Source organism: Allobosea sp. CRIB-10, assembly GCF_900112185.1.
Lineage (GTDB): Bacteria > Pseudomonadota > Alphaproteobacteria > Rhizobiales > Beijerinckiaceae > Allobosea.
In genome coordinates this window covers 74,499-91,853 of sequence record NZ_FOKP01000005.1, presented here as the reverse complement: position 1 = coordinate 91,853, position 17,355 = coordinate 74,499, and the positions used below count along the sequence as shown (strand labels likewise).

Here is a 17,355-nt window from a genome sequence, read left to right as displayed (position 1 = left end):
CTCACTCGGCCGCCTGCGGAAGCGCGGCCGGCGCCGACGTCCGCCGCGGGGCGGCCAGCCGGTAGCGCCTGTCGGTCAGCGAGAGCGCGCCACCCGCCGCCATCACCAGCGCGCCGATCCAGATCAGCAGGATCAGCGGCTTGTCGTGCAGCTTGACCGCGATCGCGCCGCTGTCGTCGGGCTCGCCCAGGCTGATGTAGGCCTGCCCTAGCCCGACGGTGCGGATGCCGGCCTCGGTCGTCGGCATGGCACGGGCCGTATAGATGCGCTTCATCGCCTCGACCGGCTGCAGCTCGCGGCCGTCGGCGACGATGCGGAAGCGGGCGGCGTCCTCGCGATAATTCGGGCCGGTGCGCGGCGTCACCGCTTCCAGCGTCACGGTGTAGCGACCGCTGGTCAGGCTCTCGCCGACCTTGAGCATCCCGATCGACTCGGTACCCCAGGCGACGGCGGCGATACCGATCACGCTGATGCCGACGCCGGCATGTCCGAGCGCGGTGCCCCAGGCCGAGCGCGGCAGGCCCTTCGCCCGCGACAGCATGGCTGCGGCGCCGCTGGCGCGGCCGACGACGCGCTCGCCGACCTCCCAGAACGCGCCGACGACCAGGAAGACGCCAAGGCCGATGCCGAGCGGCGCCAGCACCGGGCCGCCACGCACGAAAGCGAAGATCGCCAGCGTCGTGATCACGCCGAGCCCGAAGGCGACCTGGCAACGCTGGGCCGCTCCGAGCAGGTCGCCGCGCTTCCATGCCAAGGTCTGGCCGATCGGCAGCAGCAGCAGGAGCGGCACCAGCAACGGCACGAAGGTGGCGTTGAAGAAGGGCGGGCCGACCGAGATCTTGTCGCCGGTAACCATCTCCAGCACCAGCGGGTAGAGCGTACCAATGAAGACGGTGGCACAGGCCGTCGCCAGGAAGAGGTTGTTGACGACGAGCGCGCTCTCCCGCGAGACCGGCGCGAACAGGCCGCCTTGCTTCAGGAGCGGCGCGCGCCAGGCGAACAGCGCCAGCGAGCCGCCTATGAAGGCGATCAGGATGCCGAGGATGAACAGGCCGCGCTGAGGGTCGCTGGCGAAGGAGTGCACCGAGGTCAGCACGCCCGAGCGGACGATGAACGTGCCGAGCAGTGAGAGCGAGAAGGTCAGGATCGCCAGCAGGATCGTCCAGACCTTGAGCGCGTCGCGCTTCTCCATCACCACGGTCGAATGGATCAGGGCGGTACCGGCGAGCCAGGGCATCAGCGAGGCGTTCTCGACCGGGTCCCAGAACCACCAGCCGCCCCAGCCGAGCTCGTAATAGGCCCAGTAGGAGCCCATGGCGATGCCAAGCGTCAGGAAGGTCCAGGCCAGCAGGGTCCAGGGCCGCACAGCCCGCGCCCAGACTGCGTCGATCTTGCCTTCGATCAGCGCCGCGACGGCGAAGGCATAGGTGATCGAGAAGCCGACATAGCCGACATAGAGCAGCGGCGGATGGATCGCGAGACCGAGATCCTGCAGGATCGGGTTGAGGTCCTGCCCCTCCCCCGGCGCCGGGACAAGGCGGCGGAACGGGTTCGAGGTCAGCAGCGTGAAGGCGAGGAAAGCGACGCTGACGCTGCCTTGCGCGGCCAGCGTGCCGGCCCGCAGCCTGGTCGGCAGCGAGCGCCGCGACAGCGCGACCAACGCCCCGAACAGCACGAGGATGAGGACCCAGAGCAGCATCGAGCCCTCATGGTTCCCCCAGACAGAGGTCAGCTTGTAGATCAGCGGCTGCGTCGAATGCGAATTGGCAGCGACATTCTCGACCGAGAAGTCGGAGACCACATAGGACGCCATCAGGCAGCCGAAGGAGAGCGCGACCAGCAGGAAGCAGGCGATCGCCGCCGCCGGGCCGACCGAGGCCAGAGCCGGATCGTTCCGGCTCACGCCCCAGAGTGGCACGATCGTCTGGACGACCGCGACACCGAGCGCCAGCGCCAATGCGAAATGACCGATCTCGACGAACACAGGCGCGGCCCTATTTCGTGGCCGGCGCAGCAGGCGCGCCGGGCTTGGTTTCGCCGGGCTGCCAATGGCCCTGCTTCTTCAGCGCATCGGCGACCTCGCGCGGCATATAGGTCTCGTCATGCTTGGCGAGGACGGAATCGGCGCGGAAGCGCCCCGGGCCCTCGAGCACACCCTCGGTGACGACGCCCTGCCCTTCGCGGAAGAGGTCGGGCAGCAGGCCGGTATAGCTGACCATGGTCCTGGTCTTGCCGTCGGTGACGGCGAAGCTGACGCGCTGGTTGGCGCCGCGCTCGACCGAGCCCGCCTCGACCAGGCCGCCGAGGCGCAGACGCGTGCCGGGGATGAGGCCTTTCTCGACGATCTCGGTCGGGCCGTAGAAGAAGACGATCGAATCGCGCAGCGCATAGGCGACGAGGCCGGCAGCGAGGCCAAGGACGACGCCGGCCGAGGCGATGACGACGAGGCGGCGCTGCTTGCGGGTCAGGCGCTTGCGCGGCGGCGAGGCGGGGATACCGGCTTGGACAGTCATGGTGCGGCCTCCTGCAGGCCGAGTTCGCTGCGCAGGCCCTCGAGGGCGGACGCGGCAGCCTGATCGGAGGCCAGGCGCTGGCGAGCCGTGGAGAGCGATTTTTGCGCGGCCTCCCGCTCGCCCAGGACCGCCTGCGAGCGGATCAGGCGCGACCAGTCGGCGAGGCTGCCGCCGCCCTCTGCGAGCCGCGCGGCGAGGCCGTCGACCATGCCGCGGATCGCGGTCATACGCTCAGCCTCAGGCAGGCTGGCTATCGCGTCGGACGGTGGGGAGGAACGCTCCAGCCCTTCGAGACGCGCCCGGACCGTGGCGGTCCACGGCGCCTCAGCCGGCGCATCGGCGAGCAGGGCCTTGAGCGACGCTATCGCGGCCGGCACTTGCCCGTCCTGCTCCTGCGCGATCGCCATGAAGAAGCGGGCGCGCGGATTGGCCGGGTCGAGCTTCAGGGCCTCGGCGAGGCTTTCACGCGCCGCGGCCGTGACGACACCGGACGCTGCGAGGATCTGCGCCTCGGCCTGGCCGCCAAGCCGCTCGGTCGTTGCACCGTCGTATCGGACCGCATTGGCGAAGGCCTTTGCGGCATCGTCGAAACGGCCCTGTCGGAGGTAGACCGGGGCGAGCACGTTCCAGCCTTTACCATCGGTCGGATTGGCGGCGAGATGAGCCTCGATCCGCGCCAGCGCCAGCTCGAAATCCTGCGCCGGATTGCCCTTCATCCGCGCCGCGAGCGGCTGATCCGGGACGCTCGGCGAGCCATAGGCGCCGTAGATCAACAAGGCCAGCAGCGGCACGCAGGAGAGCGCGATCGCGGAGGCAGCGCGGCGCCGGCGCAGCGCCGGCTCGCTTTCGCCGGCAGGGACTGCTTCCGACGCCGTCTCGCGCAGCAGCCTGCGCGCAGCCTCGGCCTTGGCTGCCTCGGCCTCGGCGGGGCCGATCAGCTTGCGGCCGAGATCGCGATCGATCTCGGCGAGCTGGGCGCGATAGAGCGCGGTCGCCCCGGCCGTATCGACGGACAACGCCGGTGCCCGGCGGCCGAGCGGCCAGAGCACCGCCATGACCGCGGCCCCGGTCATGGCCGCGAAGATGATCCAGATCAGCATCCGCCGTTCATAGCCGTTCGAAGGTGCCGGTTCATGTCCGAAGATGGCGACAAAGGGTCACGCGGGCAATGCGACGTCAGACCGCCGGCAGGACGAGCCGTGCCCGAAGGCCGCCCAGCGGCGATCGCTCAAGCGACAGGCCACCACCATAAAGCTTGGCGAGGTCGACGACGATCGACAGGCCGAGCCCCGAACCCGGCGTCGTCTCGTCGAGCCGGCGGCCGCGCTTGAGGACCTCGGCCATGGCGTCGTCGGGGAGGCCCGGGCCGTCATCGTCGATGAGCAGGACGAGGCGTCCCTCCGGTGTTTGCGCTTCCGGCGCCAAGCTGACCTGCACCTCGGTCCGCGCCCATTTGAAGGCGTTGTCCAGCAGGTTGCCGAGCATCTCCTCGAAATCCTGCTTCTCGCCGCGAAAGCGGACGCCGGCCGGCACCGCGTGCCTGCCCTCGATCGCCCTGCCTTGTGCGATCTTCTCGAAGGTGCGGATTAGCGCGTCGAGCGAGGGCACGATCTCGCAGATGCCGCCCAGCGCGCCGGACAAGGCCGCTGCTCGCGCCCGATCAAGGTAGTACTGCACCTGATCGCGCATGATCGCCGTCTGGTGCCGAACTGTCTGCGAGAGGACGCCCTGGCTCGCATCGGCCTCGTTCTGCATCACGCTGAGTGGCGTCTTGAGAGCGTGGGCGAGATTGCCGACCTGGGTGCGCGCCCGATCCAGGATCTCGCGATTGGCGTCGATGAGCTGGTTGAGTTCGCCCGCCAGCGGGGCAAGATCTGGGGGATAGTGCCCGGCGATGCGCGTGCTTTCGCCCGTGCGCACCGTACCGACTGCAGCGCGCAAACGAGCCAGCGGGCGCAGGCCGAAGCGGACCTGAGCGATGGTCGAGGCTACGAGGGCGAGCCCGAGAAAGAGAAAGGTCAGCGTCAGGGCGAAGCGGAAATCGCGGATATCGCCCTCGATCTCGTCGGCTGGCGCCGCGACGCCGACGGTGAAGCGACCGTCTTCGCCGACATCGATCTCACGCTCCAGCACGCGTAGAGACCGCTCGTCCGGTCCCGAGACATAGCTCTCGCGCAGGCCGCGCGCATTCGGCTGCAGGTTCTGGTCGAGTAGCTTGGGCAATTGCCCCCCCACGAGGGAGCGCGAGGTGCGCACCGTTGGGCGCTCGCCGTCGAGCCGGATGATCTGCCAGTACCAGCCGGACAGTGGCAGGTCGAAGCGCGGCTCGCCAAGGTCGCCGATCGCCTGGCGCTCGGCCTCGGGTGGCGCCGCGAGGTCAGCGACGAGTTCCTTGATGTAGACGCTGAGGCGTTCGTCGAAGCCGCGCTCGGCCGCGCGCCGATAGAAGGTGGTGAGGCCGAAGCCGGCAAGGATCAGCACCAGCGCACAGCAGATCGCGGCCGAGATGAAGAGCCGGGCGCCGAGCGAGAAGCGCTGCCGCGTGACCGGCATGACGGCCTCAGGGTTTCGCGGCGGCGATATAGCCGAGACCGCGCACGGTCTCGATGACGTCGACGCCGAGCTTCTTGCGCAAGCGGCCGACGAAGACCTCGATCGTGTTGGAATCACGATCGAAATCCTGGTCGTAGAGATGCTCGACTAATTCGGTGCGCGAGACGACGCGCCCCTGATGATGCATCAGATAGGCGAGCAGCCGGTATTCGTGCGAGGTGAGCTTGACCGGGTTGCCATCGACAACGACGCGGCTGGCGCGCGTATCGAGCCGGACCGGGCCGCAGATCAGCTCGGCCGTCGCATGTCCCGCCGCGCGGCGCAGCAAGGCGCGGACGCGTGCGAGCAACTCCTCGATATGGAACGGCTTCACGACATAGTCGTCGGCGCCGGCGTCGAAGCCCGAGACCTTGTCGCTCCAGCGGTCGCGGGCCGTCAAAATCAGCACGGGCATGGTCTTGCCGGCGCGGCGCCAACCCTGCAGCACCGCGACGCCGTCGACCTTGGGCAGGCCGAGATCGAGGATAACCGCGTCATAAGGCTCGGTCTCACCGAGATAGAGCCCCTCCTCGCCATCGAACGCCTTATCGACGGCATAGCCGGCGTTCTCCAGCGCATTGACGATCTGGCGGTTGAGGTCCTTGTCGTCCTCGACGACGAGCAGTCGCACGGCGGCTTTTCTCCGATTGGCGGATCAGGAACGGGAAATAGCGGAACTAGCGGATATCCGCCACCTTGCCCGAGGCGCCGTCGAGCGTGACCCGGGCGACCCGGCCGTCACGCTTCATCGTCGTCACGACATAGACGAATTCGTCGCCCTGGCGGCAGAGCCTGATCCGCAAGACCTCCCCCGGAGCCGCCTCGCGCGCATGCTTGGACGCGGCGGCCGGCTGCATGACCTTGCCGTCCGACACCGCCTCGCGCGTTTCCTGTGCCGACAGGCAGGAGATCGGCTGCGGCGAATCGACCGGCTCCACCGGCGAAGCCGTGGCGGTCACGAGCGCGAAAATCGCGACGTTGGGGTCGAGCAGCATCATCGCCATGGGCTATCCCGGTACGCGTGAATGCGCCATGAACATCAGCGTGAGGCTAGCTTAGCGGACCGTGATAAGTCCACGCCGCGAAAGGCCGGCCCCCGCGACGACGCTGAGCTGTGCCAGCTCGACGTCGAGCGCGCCCTGAGGCTGCCCAAAATCGGCCATCTCCTGCGCCGCCTCGTAGAGCATGGCTGGAGCGTCGACCTCGACGTTTCGAATGATCACTCCGCCGGCGCGCAGTATCACGCGGTAGCGCTCGATCTCCTCGCCGAGCGGGATCTCGACCGCGTCCCAGGAATCGCCGTCGATGCGGCTACGCCGGATCCAATTCAGGAGAATGCCGGCCGGAAGGCGGCGGGCCCGGACGCGTACGGGTGCGAGGGGGCGCAGTGGCGCCGTCCCGACCGTTGTCGAGAGTTCGCGCATCGATGCGGAGGCGACATCCGCATCCGGTGGGCCGATCCGATAGCGAAGGGGGCGGCCGATCTCATCAAGCCCCGCCGACAGCGGGACGGCCGCGCCGTCGAGCACGACCACGCGCGCACCTGGAGCCAGCACTCGCGCCGCCGCCGCCTCCGAGCCGCCGAGCCCACGCACTATCTGCGACAGCCGGAATGTCTGCGCGCCGATCAGCTCGACCCGAGCCGCCGTCGCGATCTCGACCTCTCCGGCCGGATCCATGAAGGCAAGCGCATTGGCTCCTGCGAGGGCAGTCTCTGGCGCGACCGAGGCGAGATTGCCGCCCCTCAGTCGCACATCGACCGAAGCGTGCCGATCTGTCCGCCAAAGCGGCCCAGGCATGAGCGTGGTCAAGGTTTCGCCCATGATCGAGGGTGCCGCGACGATGCCCGCCAATGCGAACGATGCGCCCTCGGCGGCGCGCCAGATCGCAAGCCCTCCGGGCCAGGGATCGGCGAAGGCAGCAAGCGACTGCAGCGGCGGCTGCGGTTCCCGTGCGATCGGAAGGTCGAGGATCAACGCGTCCGGCCGTCCCGCGATCCGCGGAGTCGCCTTCGGAGGACGCTCGCCCTCCGCCCCTTCTGCCGCAGCGCCGCGGTAGATGGCCGGCTCGACCGAGCGCGCATCGGCACGCCGCGTCGGGCCGTCGCTGATCCGCGTCAGCCGGAACAGGCGCGCCTGGCCAGAGACCTGCAAGGAAACGACATCGCCTGCTTCGAGGTCGATGCAGCGCGGCGACAGCTCCAGCTCGAGCGTCTCGCGACCTGCCCATATCTCCTGCAGCCGCTGTTCGGCAAGGCGTTGGCCCTCGGCCCGACGCGTGACCACGGGCAGCTCGACGGCGCTCTCACGCCGCGCTGCCCCCGCGAGGCGCCGCGAACGGGCGGCAGCCTGCCGATAATCGTCGTTCCCGTCGATGTGGATCAACCGCAACTCATGGGGCAGCTCGCTTTCCTCGGCCCGGCGCAACTCGTAAGGCTGACCGTTGCGATCGAGGACCAGATCGTCGGCCGAAAGGGCGCGCGCCACGTTGGCAGCGCGCCCCCGGAACACGAGCCGGCCGGAAGACATGACGGCATCGAAGCCGAATATTTGAGACAGTGGCTCCAGCGCCTGCCGCGCCGAGATCGGCCTGTCGAGGACATAACCGTCGACGAAACCATCGATGGCGATCTCGTGCGCTTCCGGAAGGCCATAGTCCGCGAGGATCGCCCGCACCAGCCTGTCCAGGGTGACGCCTTCGAGGCGGCCATTGATCCAATGGCCGGTCTGGTAGTTCGTCCCGTCCGCCCAGACCGAGATCAGATCGGGAAAGGCCGGAAACGGCCTGGCGTCCCAAGTCCAGACGAAGATATTGGCCGGATCGACCATGCGGAAACCGAGCCAAGGCGAGATCGGATTGCGCTGTGGCGCGAAGCCCGGGAGCACGGGATCGAAGCCCGACAGGATCGCTTCTAGTCCTCGGGCCTGGACGAGGTCGTCGCGCGCTCTCGTCGAAAAATGCGGGTAGCCACCGTCGAACGACTTCGGATCGGGAAAGACGTTCGGGGAATTGCCGCCCTTGTCCACGGCAGGCAAGCCGATCTCGGTCAGCCAGATCGGCTTCGAACCTGGCACCCAAGCGGTCGTGCCGATCTCATGCCCGCCCGACCGTTCAACATGCCGGTTCAGCCACCAGTTCGGCAGATCCTTCTGCCGGAAGACCCAGGGCTTGCCGAAAGCGCCATCGCTGATCGGCAGCCGCGCCTGGGCCTGACGGCCGGAGAGATCGGCGTAATACCATTCGTAGCCCTCGCCGGAGGTCAGGCCGCCGCGCAGATAGTCGACATCGGCAGGGCTGCGCGCGATGGCGAGATCGGCATGGCCGGGCGTGTCCCGCCAGTCGGAGAGCGGCGCATAATAGTCGATTCCGATCGCGTCGATATCCGGGCTCGACCAGAGCGGATCGAGCGGAAAGCGGACCTCCTGCCCGCCGTCCCACACATGGGCGCCATATTCGGTCCAGTCGGCAGCGTAGACCAGCTTTGTCGGAGCCGGCAGGATGGCGCGGACCTCGGCCGCGAGCGCGACCAGCCCGTCGACCATCGGATAGGAGCCCGTAGCCCCACGAACGCGCGTCAGGCCGACCAGCTCGGACCCGATGATGAACCCTTCGACGCCGCCGGCGGCCTTGGCGAGCATCGCCGCGTGAAGCACGGCACGTCGGAAGCTCCACTCGCCAGGCACGCCGCAGACGACCCTGTCGCCATCGAGCGAGAAATGCGCCGCGGTCGCGACGCCGAGGAAGTTCTCGATCTGCTCGGCCGCCGTCGACGTGCCGTCTGGCGATCCGGATCGGCCCGGTGCGGGCGAGCAGGTGATGCGGCCGCGCCAGGGATAGGGTGGCTGGGAAGGGTTGCCGGTATGAGGGTCCGTCAATGCATTTGCGGCCGGCACGTCCATCATCACGAAAGGATAGAGAACCACCTCGATCCCGTAGACGTGGCGCAGACGGCGGATCAAAGCGATCACACTGTCGTCCGATGGCGTGCCCCCATAAGCCGGCCTGCCGCTAGACTGGCTGACGAGACGCGTGCTGGCGCGATCGAGACCGGCGACAGACCACAGCACCCCCGGCGTGTTCTTCGCGGCGATCTCGACGCGCGGCGCGATGGTGCAATGTCCGGCGCGCAGATCATCACCGAACCAGCTGACGACAAGCGAGATGCGGCGCAGGTTCGGGCAGAGCGCCAGAAGGTGACCGATGGCGCCATCGATGTCGCTGCCGCTGTGGAGCTGATGCCGATTCTCGGCAATGGTGACGCCGGCTTCCGGCTCCTGGTTGACCAGGGTTGGATGGTAGATGAACTCGCTCGCGCCCGGGATCAGCGTCACGGCGCGGATCATCTCGCCGAGGCCGGGGACGGCGCGCACCACCTCGAAAGAGAATTGCGGCACACGATTGCCGTAAGCCGCAAGCGGAAAGCGCTCGAACACGACATAGGCCGTCCCGCGATAGGCCGGCGCCGCCCCGGCTTCCTTGGCGGCGATCAGCGGATCGGGCTCCTGGTCCTCGAAGCCACGATGAACGCGAAGGGTCACGGCATTGAAGTCGATCTCGCGACCGTCGGCCCAGATGCGGCGCACGAACGCGATCGGCCCCTCGCAGATCGCGACCGCAAGATTCGCATAATAGCTGTAGGTGGTCTCGTAGGTCTTCTGCGCCTTCTGCCCGCCCTTGCCGCCGGCCTTGGTGCGAGTGACGGTGGTCGTCACGTCCTCGTCGAAGCGCGTCGCCCAGATCAGCTGGCCACCGAGCCTGGCCCGGCCGTAAACGCGCGGGACCGGCGCCCCCTCTGTCGAGACGATGCCGTCGATCTCCTTCAGGCGCGGCCCCTCGACGACGCGCGTGCCGCCTCCGCCGCCGAACAGGCCCTGGTCGAGCCGGGCGCCGGCGAGTGCACCGAGCGAGCGACCGACGATGGCCCCGAACGGCCCACCGACGACGGCGCCGAGGACCGAGCCGGCGACCTGCAGAACGAGCGTGGCCATCAGGCGTCGAGCTCCGGAAAAGCGAAGGCATGGCTGAGATGGCGACGCCACCAGCCGGTGAAGGCGACCTCGCCGACCGCAGCACCGTCATGGGCGTGCAGAATGCGGTCCGGCTCCGTCAGGATGGCGCAATGCGCCGCAGGCAGATGCACGCGCCAGCGGAAGAGCAGGACATCGCCCGGCAGCGCGGCGTTTGCATTTGTCGGCCGCAGATGGCGTTCGGCGGCGAGCGCCAAGGTCTCGCCTGCACCCTGCTGCGCCCAATCGAGGGAATAGGGCGGGGTCGGTTCCGGCTCGCCTCCATAGAGATCGCGCCAGATGCCACGCACCAGGCCGAGACAGTCGCAACCTACCCCGCGCAGCGACGCCTGATGATGATAGGGCGTGCCGAGCCATGAGCGTGCGGCTGCGACGATGCGAGCCCGCCGGACATCGGCGTCGGTCATCGGAAGAGGCTCCCGCCATCGAACGGCCCAGCGCCGAGGCTGCCGCTCCCGGTTCCCCCGATGATGAAGTCGTTGCCGGGCAAATGCGGGAAGCCGCGGAAGTTGACGCCATTGCCGAATTTGGCACTGCAGGTGGCGAAACGCTTGTCGCAGCCGACCTGGGCCGTGAAGGCATCGCCGACCGCGATCGGTTGCGGCGCGGCCTGCCAGAGTTGCAGCACGACAGTTCCGCCATCCGCGCGATGGCTGCGGATCTCGGTGGCGAAGCCGGTGTTGTCGCCCGCGGTGAAGACAAGCCGGCCACCACTGAGGTAGCCGTCGCCATAATCGGACAGTGCCGGCGCCGTGATCGACAGCCGTCCATCGGTGGCCACGACAGTGGCCGGCGATGAGCCCGGAGTGACGCCGCAACGGGTATCGCCCAGATCGGCGGAGCAATTCGCCGTGTAGAGCCGGCCGCGCTCTTCGTCGAAAGCCTTGCCGAGCCCTCGCACCTCAGCGGTGAAGTTGCTGTCGCTGCGTTTCACTTCGCCGACGAAGCCGGTTTCGAGCAAGGTGCGCTGGCCGGGGTCGGCCCAGTTGACCAGCCAGAGCGAGACGCGGGCATCGTCGATCAGGCCGCGCGACAGATCCGCCTCGCTCAATCCGCTCGTCGCCAAGGCTCCGAGCACTTCGCCGCCGCCGGTTGCGAAGCCGAGCTCGGAGCTGGCTTCGGCGGCATCGAGGCCGGCATTCGCGCGGAACACGATGTCGTTGAACGAAAGATCGCGGTCATGATCGGTGAAGCCGAGTACGGCACCGTCGCGACGAGTGAGACTCCAGCAACGGCAAAGCGTGGTCGCCTCGCCGGCGACATGCGCGGCGAGCCCAGGAGAGAGTGTCCGCATGGCAAAGCCTCTAATCGGCGATCTCGATAATCGGGATCTTGGGGATGTCGCCCGCCTCGAAAGCCGACAGATCGACCTCGATCACATCGGTGTCGAAGCGCACGGGCACGTCGAAGGCGAAGCCGGCGCTGACCAGGGCGCCGGCAGGAGGAGCATGGCCTACTGCGAAGGTGACCTGGCCGGTGGCGTGGTCGCAGGACACGGCGGTTGGCTGTGGTTGCACCACGCCATCGACCGCGATCAGTACCGTACCGGGCACGGGCTTGCCGATGCGACGGAGATAAGGTGCGTGCAGGCCACCATAGAGCTTGCAGAGCTGGAAGGCCCGCGCCGCCCCATCGCCGACACCGATCTGCTGGTCGCTGGCTGCGGGCGTCGCGGACGGGGCACAACTCTTCCAGTCGAGCCGGTCGCGCCAGCGGAAGCCGTAGAGCCTGCCACGCCTCTCCTCGAAGAAGGCAACGACCTCGGCGAGCGCGTCGAGCGTGCGGATGCCGAAGCCGGCATCGTAGCGTCGCCGCGAATGCGCCCAGCGGCTATTGCGGACCTCGCGGCCCGAGGCCAGCGTGACCACCTGGGTCAGCCGTTCCGGCCCGCCGCGCGCGCCGCGCGCTATCCCCGCCGGGAAACGCACCTCGTGGAAGCCGCTCATGCCGCCTCTCCTGCCATGTTGCTGAGCATCAAAGCGCCCGGTTGCCACGCGCGACGGCGCGCGCGATGGCGGCCGAGACCTGCGCCTCGGACCGGCGGAAGCTGTCGGCATCGGGCGTCGAGATCTGGACGGTGACGCTGACCGGGCGCCGATCGCCACCGCCCGCGGCGCGCACGCCGAGCTTGCCGTCGGGGCCCCGCGACAGCGGCATGATCGCCTCCGCCCCGCGCTCGCCCATCAGCCCGAGCCCGCGCCCCATGGCGAAATAGGAGGGCGCCGCGACGACACCACCATCGGCGAAGAACGAGACCGGCGAGCTGCCGCCAACGCCGCCCATGCCGCCGGTGAAGAGCCCGGCCAGGCTGTTGATGCCGGAACCGAGCCAATTCGAGATCGTGTTCTGCAGCGGCTTCAGCGCCGATTTTAGAAGGCTCTGGCTCAGCGACGTGCCGATGCTGCGCAGCACGTCCTCGAAGCGCTTGCCCTCGACGATACCGCTGGCGAAGGCCGTAGTAATCGACTTGCCGAAGGCCTGTGCCGATTTGGACAGGCTCTGGGTCAGCGTGTTCAGCGAGCGCAAGCCGCCGACATCGAAGGAGGAAGAAAAAGCGGAATCGTCTTCGTCAGCCATCGGCCCGACCTTTTCACTCGTCGTTACGGGAAGCGGGGTCCGGATGAGCCCGCATCAGGACATCCAGCGTCGTACGTGACGGCGCCTCGCCGGCCGGCGGCGCTCGATGAGACTCGATCGCTGCGAGGATTTCGTGGGGAGTGGCGGACCAGAACGCATCCGGCGCCCAGCACAGGCGTCCCAGGCCAAAAGCCATCACCTCGCGCCATGGGAAGGCAGCGGCCGCCGGAGCGCTCATGCGACCGGCGGCACCGGAGGGCGGGCGGGCGTCCCCTCGTCCGCCGGAGCGAACGTCACATCGAGCAAAGCGATCGCGGCCCCGATGGCGCCGTTGAGACCGCCGTCGAAAGGTAGCGCCGCGACCTCGTCAGCAGCCAACGTCCCCCCGGCGCCACGCAGGCCAGCCGCCAGGATCCGCGCGATATCTCGGGCCGAGAGCCTCCCGGCAGCGAAGCGCTCACCCAGCGCCGGCAGATTCTCGACCGAAAACGCGTCCTCCAGTTCGGCGAGCGCACCGAGCGTCAGCCGCATCGGCAGCGGCCGGCCCTCGACCATCAGGGCGACCTCGCCCCTGTAGCGATTGACCATACGCTTCTCCTCTAGGTGAGCGTGAAGCTCAGCTGGCCGGCCGATTCCAGCGACAATTCGAAGGTGACCTCGGCGGCATGGTCTCCGCGATATTCCAGCGTCGAGAGCTGGAACGGCCCGGTGATTGTGCCGAAATCGGGCACGATCACCTGCCAGTCGCGGATCGCCCCGTCGAAGAAGATCTGGCGCACCAGCGCGTCCGAGGCCTCGTCCTTGAAGATGCCGGCGCCGCTGATGCTGGCGCGGCGCATCCCGGCCCCGGCGAGCAGTTCGCGCCAACGTCCGGCCGACTCGGCATGGGTGACGTCGACTGTCTCGGCATTGAAGGCGATCTGGCGGGCGCGCAGGCCCGCCACAGTGACGAAGCTGCCGCCGGCATCGGCGGCCTTGAGCAAGAGGTCCTTGCCTTTCTGGGCAGGCATGGGCAGTCCTTTCGTGTCAGAGCGCCTCGGTGACGGCCCGGAAGGTCAGCGTCACAGTCGGCAGATGGGTCTTGGGATCGCGGGCGAGCTTCGAGGACAGCCAGGTCAGATTGACCAGCCGATGCCCGTCGGGCGCGAGCGCGGCGCTCTCCAGGCTGGCGACGATGCGCGCCGCCGCCTCGAGCGCCCTGCGCGAAGAGGCGCTCTCCCCGGCCCAGACGACGAGGGAGAATTTCTGCTCGCAGCCACGGTCGCTGCCGGTCGACCAATCCTCGGCCGTGACCTCGCCATGGACGGCATAGAGCCCGCTAGCGGCGCGCGGCGGCTCGTCATGGATGCGGCCAGCCCCGATCAGCGCCGTCAGGCCGGCATCGCCGGAGAGATGTGCGTGGATGGCCCGCCGCAGCGGCAGGATGGCGTCGCTCATCGGCTCACCTCCTCGACCAGGCAGACGAGGCGCCGGCGGCCGCCGTCGGGGTCGCCGGCCGCGCGGATGTCGAAGACCTGCTCGCCGTCGCGCAGGCGCTGGCCGGCATCGACGCCGGTACGCCAGCGCAGGGTGATGCGGTGGGTCGTGGCCTGCTCGGGCCGCTCGCCGCGCCAGCGCTCATCGCCCGACAGCCATTCGACCTGAGCCCAGACCGCGGCAACCGTCTCGAAGACGGTGAGCCGCCCACCGGCGCCGTCCGGCATTTCGACGGGCGCCTCCAGCAGCAGGCGGCGACGCAGGGCGCCGACGGGGCGGCCTTTGCTGATCTCCCTGGTCATCACAGCCTCACCCGGCGGAAGGGAGCGACGAGCGCGGCGATCTCAGCCGGCAGCCGGACGGCGTCGCGGCTGACCACGTCGCCGCGATGCTCGAACCAGCGGCAAGCCAACCGGAGCACCGCCTGGCGCAACGGCGCCGGCACCGTGTCGCGCGTCGCCCCGAAGCCGGCGACGAGGTCGATCTCGATCCCGGCACGCGCACGGCCGGGCACCGGAACCGGGCCGGCGATCGCGATCAGCGGTGGATCGGAGCCGGCGACCAGGGCCAGCGAGGACGAGGCGACGACCTCGGCCGGCCCGCTCGCAGGATGGACGCGCGCGGCAGTGAGGCTGAGCACCGGTGAGAGCGGCAGGCGGATCTCGCTGCACTGCGGCCAAGCGTCGAGCACGATTCGCCAGCCCTGCTCGATCAGCAGGCGGCCGGAAGCGGCCTCGATCATCAGCCTGGCCGCGGTGATCAAGGTCCCTAGCAGCTCGTCCTCATCGTCGGCGACGATCCGCAGGAAATCCTTGGCTTCCGCCAGCGAGGCCGGCTCGATCGCCGGCGGCGTCAAAGCAAGCGGCGTCATGATCTCTCCTCTTTCGGGTTTGAACGGCGCCGCCAATGCGCTATCGAGCCCGGCCCGACAGCGGAGGCGGCTCGATGCGTGGCAGAACGGCGATTGGACTGGCGGCACTGGCAGCGGCATTCGCGGCACCCTGGCCCGTATCGGCCGTGGTCGGCGGGCGTGAGGGCGGCCCGATCGCCGGCGCGACCGTGATGGTTCTCAATGCGCGCGGCGGCGTTTGCACCGGCATCGTGCTGTCACGCCGCGTCATCCTGACGGCAGCCCATTGCGCCGATTCCCGTGTCGATCTGCGCGTCCATTGGCGCGAAGCCGGCGAGCCGGTCCTGGTCGAGCCGGCGGCAATCGCCCTGCATCCCGAATTCAACGCCAAATCCGTCACGAACCGGCAGCGCTCGATCGACCTCGCATTGGTCAGGCTCGCTGCGCCGCTGCCGGCACGCTTCTCGACGGCGACGCTCGTCGACGGCGGCCTGCCGCGCGCCGGATCGCCGGTGACGCTCTCGGGCTACGGCGTCGCGCGCGAGGGTGAAGCGAAGACGACCGGCACCTACCGGTCGGCCGCGCTCGCCACCGTCGAGCCGTACGGACCCGGCAAGATCCTGCTCTGGGCGTCCGATCCGGCGACCGGCGGCAAGCGACCGGGCGCCGGCGCCTGCCAGGGCGATTCCGGCGGGCCGATCGTCGCAGGCTCGGACGGCGTCGTCGCGGTCTCCAGCTGGTCGACCGGCCCCTCCGGCAAGCAATGTGGCCTGCTCAGCCAGGGCGTACTGGTCGCGCCGCAGCGCGGCTGGATCGATCGCACCTTGTCCAGCTGGGGCGAGAGCGCCAATTGGATTGATGCCCCCTGATTCTCCGCAGGCGCGAAGAGCACTGGACTGCGCCGCGGCAAACCATAGACTGGCACCATGGCAACGATGGCCTCGACCATGACCTCTTCAAAGCGCGCCGCGACCGTCGCGATCGCTGTTTGCGCCGGCCTGCAGATGACCGTGCCGGCTCAGGCCGTGATCGGTGGTGTGACCTCGCGCGCAGTCGACGGCGTTCGCGCCTCGACCTTGCGGGTCGAGACCAGCCGGGGCGAGCTCTGCTCCGGCGCTGCGATCTCCTCCGAGCTGGTGCTCACGGCGGCGCATTGCCTGATGACCGGCGGCTCGGTCCGCGTCATCAGCCTCGACAAGCGCTTCCGCAACCGCACGCACGCCGTGGCGGCCGTGCTGCCGCATCCGACTTTCGTGCCCGGCACGACGCCGCGCACCCAGCCCGGGGCGGATCTCGCGCTGCTGCGCCTCGCGGCGCCACTGCCGGCCGACATCCAGCCGCTGACACTGGGCAGCGGGCTTTGGCAGGGCGAGACCGTGACCATGGCTGGCTTCGGCCTCGCTTCGGAGACCAACAAGAGGACCGCGCGCACCCTGCGCGAGGTGACCCTGGTCAACGCCGGAAACTACACCACCGCCAATACGGTGAAAGTCGCGGTCGACACCGAGAATCGCGGCGAGGTCCTCGGCGCCGGCGCCTGCCGTGGCGATTCCGGTGGGCCGGTGCTGCGCGGCCCGCCGGGATCGCGCGATCTCGTCGGCATCGTCTCCTGGTCGAGCGGGCCTCTCAGCTCGCGCGTCAAGATGATCTGCGGCGGCTTCACCGCTATCACCCCGATCAGCGACCATCGTGCCTGGATCGCCGAGGCGAGCGAGCGCCTGCTCACCTATGGTGACGAGCCGCGCCAGGCGCGCGAGGATGCGCGCCCGAACGCGAGCTACAGCTGGTGGTTCGGCCGCTAGCGCCGATCAGGCCGAGAACTTCAGCCCCTTGATCGCGGCGAAGTCCTGCACGCCGCCGCCGACCCGCTTGGTCGTGTAGAACAGCACATGCGGCTTGGCGGAGTAGGGATCGCGCAGGATGCGCACGCCCGCCCGGTCGACGACGAGATAGCCGCGGCGGAAGTCGCCGAAGGCGATCGAGACCGAATCCGTCGCGATGTTCGGCATGTCCTCGGCCTCGACCACCGGGAAGCCGAGCAACGTCGCCTGTGCGCCCGCCGCGGCCGGCGGCTGCCAGAGATACTGGCCCCTGTACCTTCGTATTTAGCACTAACCATTTGTCTGCTTGTGGCAAAATCTTCGTCAAGAGCCACCTCATGGCCACAAACAAAGTCACCCGCGATAGCGACAAAAGGCGCCAGTTCTGGACATGGGCTCACTGCCGGGAAGCAGAGCATTCTGCATCGCACGAGGCGGCCTTAGCGACCCGTTCAGGCCCCTCCACTGGGTAATCACCTGCTTCTAGCTAACAGTGGAAT

The 17,355-nt window shown here is 68.8% G+C and carries 19 protein-coding genes and 1 pseudogene; 2 read left to right on the top strand and 18 right to left on the bottom strand.

Features of this window, described 5'->3' with window-relative positions:
* Window position 1 precedes the first annotated feature (1 nt).
* The 17 genes from BMZ69_RS09005 to BMZ69_RS08925 all read right to left on the bottom strand — a co-directional run bounded on the left by BMZ69_RS09005 (window position 2) and on the right by BMZ69_RS08925 (window position 15,056).
* Entirely contained in the window at window positions 2–1,984 is a 1,983-nt protein-coding gene (locus BMZ69_RS09005) for a heme lyase CcmF/NrfE family subunit (protein WP_092156234.1), read from the bottom strand.
* Window positions 1,985–1,994: 10 nt separating this feature from the next.
* Window positions 1,995–2,468 carry a cytochrome c maturation protein CcmE gene (gene ccmE, locus BMZ69_RS09000; protein WP_092156448.1) on the bottom strand — a complete coding sequence of 158 codons (474 nt, stop codon included), beginning with the start codon at window positions 2,466–2,468 and terminating at the stop codon, window positions 1,995–1,997.
* Window positions 2,469–2,509: 41 nt separating this feature from the next.
* Complete coding sequence (gene ccmI / locus BMZ69_RS08995) at window positions 2,510–3,613, bottom strand: c-type cytochrome biogenesis protein CcmI (protein ID WP_092156233.1); 1,104 nt, start codon at window positions 3,611–3,613, stop codon at window positions 2,510–2,512.
* Between the two features lie 76 nt (window positions 3,614–3,689).
* Complete coding sequence (locus BMZ69_RS08990) at window positions 3,690–5,066, bottom strand: sensor histidine kinase (protein WP_092156232.1); 1,377 nt, start codon at window positions 5,064–5,066, stop codon at window positions 3,690–3,692.
* Between the two features lie 7 nt (window positions 5,067–5,073).
* A complete protein-coding gene (locus tag BMZ69_RS08985) occupies window positions 5,074–5,736 on the bottom strand; it encodes a response regulator transcription factor (RefSeq protein ID WP_092156231.1) in 663 nt (220 codons plus the stop codon).
* A gap of 46 nt (window positions 5,737–5,782) precedes the next feature.
* Window positions 5,783–6,103: a PepSY domain-containing protein gene (locus tag BMZ69_RS08980; RefSeq protein ID WP_139219008.1), complete on the bottom strand. Its 321-nt coding sequence runs from the start codon at window positions 6,101–6,103 to the stop codon at window positions 5,783–5,785.
* Window positions 6,104–6,160: 57 nt separating this feature from the next.
* Window positions 6,161–10,093, bottom strand: a complete 3,933-nt coding sequence (locus tag BMZ69_RS08975) for a baseplate multidomain protein megatron (protein ID WP_092156229.1) — start codon at window positions 10,091–10,093, stop codon at window positions 6,161–6,163.
* The gene (locus BMZ69_RS08970; RefSeq protein WP_092156228.1) at window positions 10,093–10,539 is read right to left on the bottom strand and encodes an NlpC/P60 family protein; all 447 of its coding nucleotides are present in this window, start codon (window positions 10,537–10,539) and stop codon (window positions 10,093–10,095) included. The genes BMZ69_RS08975 and BMZ69_RS08970 overlap by 1 nt, the downstream gene beginning before the upstream one ends.
* Window positions 10,536–11,426 carry a DUF2163 domain-containing protein gene (locus BMZ69_RS08965; protein WP_092156227.1) on the bottom strand — a complete coding sequence of 297 codons (891 nt, stop codon included), beginning with the start codon at window positions 11,424–11,426 and terminating at the stop codon, window positions 10,536–10,538. Before BMZ69_RS08965 ends, BMZ69_RS08970 begins: the two co-directional genes overlap by 4 nt.
* A 10-nt stretch (window positions 11,427–11,436) precedes the next feature.
* Complete coding sequence (locus tag BMZ69_RS08960; protein ID WP_092156226.1) at window positions 11,437–12,078, bottom strand: DUF2460 domain-containing protein; 642 nt, start codon at window positions 12,076–12,078, stop codon at window positions 11,437–11,439.
* 28 nt (window positions 12,079–12,106) lie between these two features.
* Window positions 12,107–12,709, bottom strand: a complete 603-nt coding sequence (locus BMZ69_RS08955; RefSeq protein WP_175506728.1) for a phage tail tape measure protein — start codon at window positions 12,707–12,709, stop codon at window positions 12,107–12,109.
* A gap of 13 nt (window positions 12,710–12,722) precedes the next feature.
* Window positions 12,723–12,947 carry a phage tail assembly chaperone gene (locus BMZ69_RS08950; RefSeq protein WP_092156225.1) on the bottom strand — a complete coding sequence of 75 codons (225 nt, stop codon included), beginning with the start codon at window positions 12,945–12,947 and terminating at the stop codon, window positions 12,723–12,725.
* A complete protein-coding gene (locus BMZ69_RS08945) occupies window positions 12,944–13,297 on the bottom strand; it encodes a gene transfer agent family protein (RefSeq protein ID WP_092156224.1) in 354 nt (117 codons plus the stop codon). Before BMZ69_RS08945 ends, BMZ69_RS08950 begins: the two co-directional genes overlap by 4 nt.
* Before the next feature lie 11 nt (window positions 13,298–13,308).
* Window positions 13,309–13,719: a phage major tail protein, TP901-1 family gene (locus BMZ69_RS08940; protein WP_092156223.1), complete on the bottom strand. Its 411-nt coding sequence runs from the start codon at window positions 13,717–13,719 to the stop codon at window positions 13,309–13,311.
* Window positions 13,720–13,735: 16 nt separating this feature from the next.
* A complete protein-coding gene (locus BMZ69_RS08935; protein WP_092156222.1) occupies window positions 13,736–14,146 on the bottom strand; it encodes a DUF3168 domain-containing protein in 411 nt (136 codons plus the stop codon).
* Window positions 14,143–14,487: a phage head closure protein gene (locus BMZ69_RS08930; RefSeq protein WP_092156221.1), complete on the bottom strand. Its 345-nt coding sequence runs from the start codon at window positions 14,485–14,487 to the stop codon at window positions 14,143–14,145. The genes BMZ69_RS08935 and BMZ69_RS08930 overlap by 4 nt, the downstream gene beginning before the upstream one ends.
* On the bottom strand, window positions 14,487–15,056 hold the full coding sequence (locus BMZ69_RS08925; RefSeq protein ID WP_175506727.1) for a head-tail connector protein: 570 nt from the start codon (window positions 15,054–15,056) through the stop codon (window positions 14,487–14,489). Before BMZ69_RS08925 ends, BMZ69_RS08930 begins: the two co-directional genes overlap by 1 nt.
* Window positions 15,057–15,130: 74 nt before the next feature.
* On the opposite strand from BMZ69_RS08925, the gene BMZ69_RS08920 reads away from it, so the two are divergent.
* Complete coding sequence (locus BMZ69_RS08920) at window positions 15,131–15,904, top strand: S1 family peptidase (protein WP_092156219.1); 774 nt, start codon at window positions 15,131–15,133, stop codon at window positions 15,902–15,904.
* Window positions 15,905–15,982: 78 nt separating this feature from the next.
* The gene (locus tag BMZ69_RS08915; protein WP_092156445.1) at window positions 15,983–16,837 is read left to right on the top strand and encodes a S1 family peptidase; all 855 of its coding nucleotides are present in this window, start codon (window positions 15,983–15,985) and stop codon (window positions 16,835–16,837) included.
* 6 nt (window positions 16,838–16,843) lie between these two features.
* Here the strand turns inward: BMZ69_RS08915 and BMZ69_RS08910 are convergent.
* A pseudogene (locus BMZ69_RS08910) lies at window positions 16,844–17,140 on the bottom strand (phage major capsid protein); the annotation flags it as partial.
* Between the last annotated feature and the right edge of the window lie 215 nt (window positions 17,141–17,355).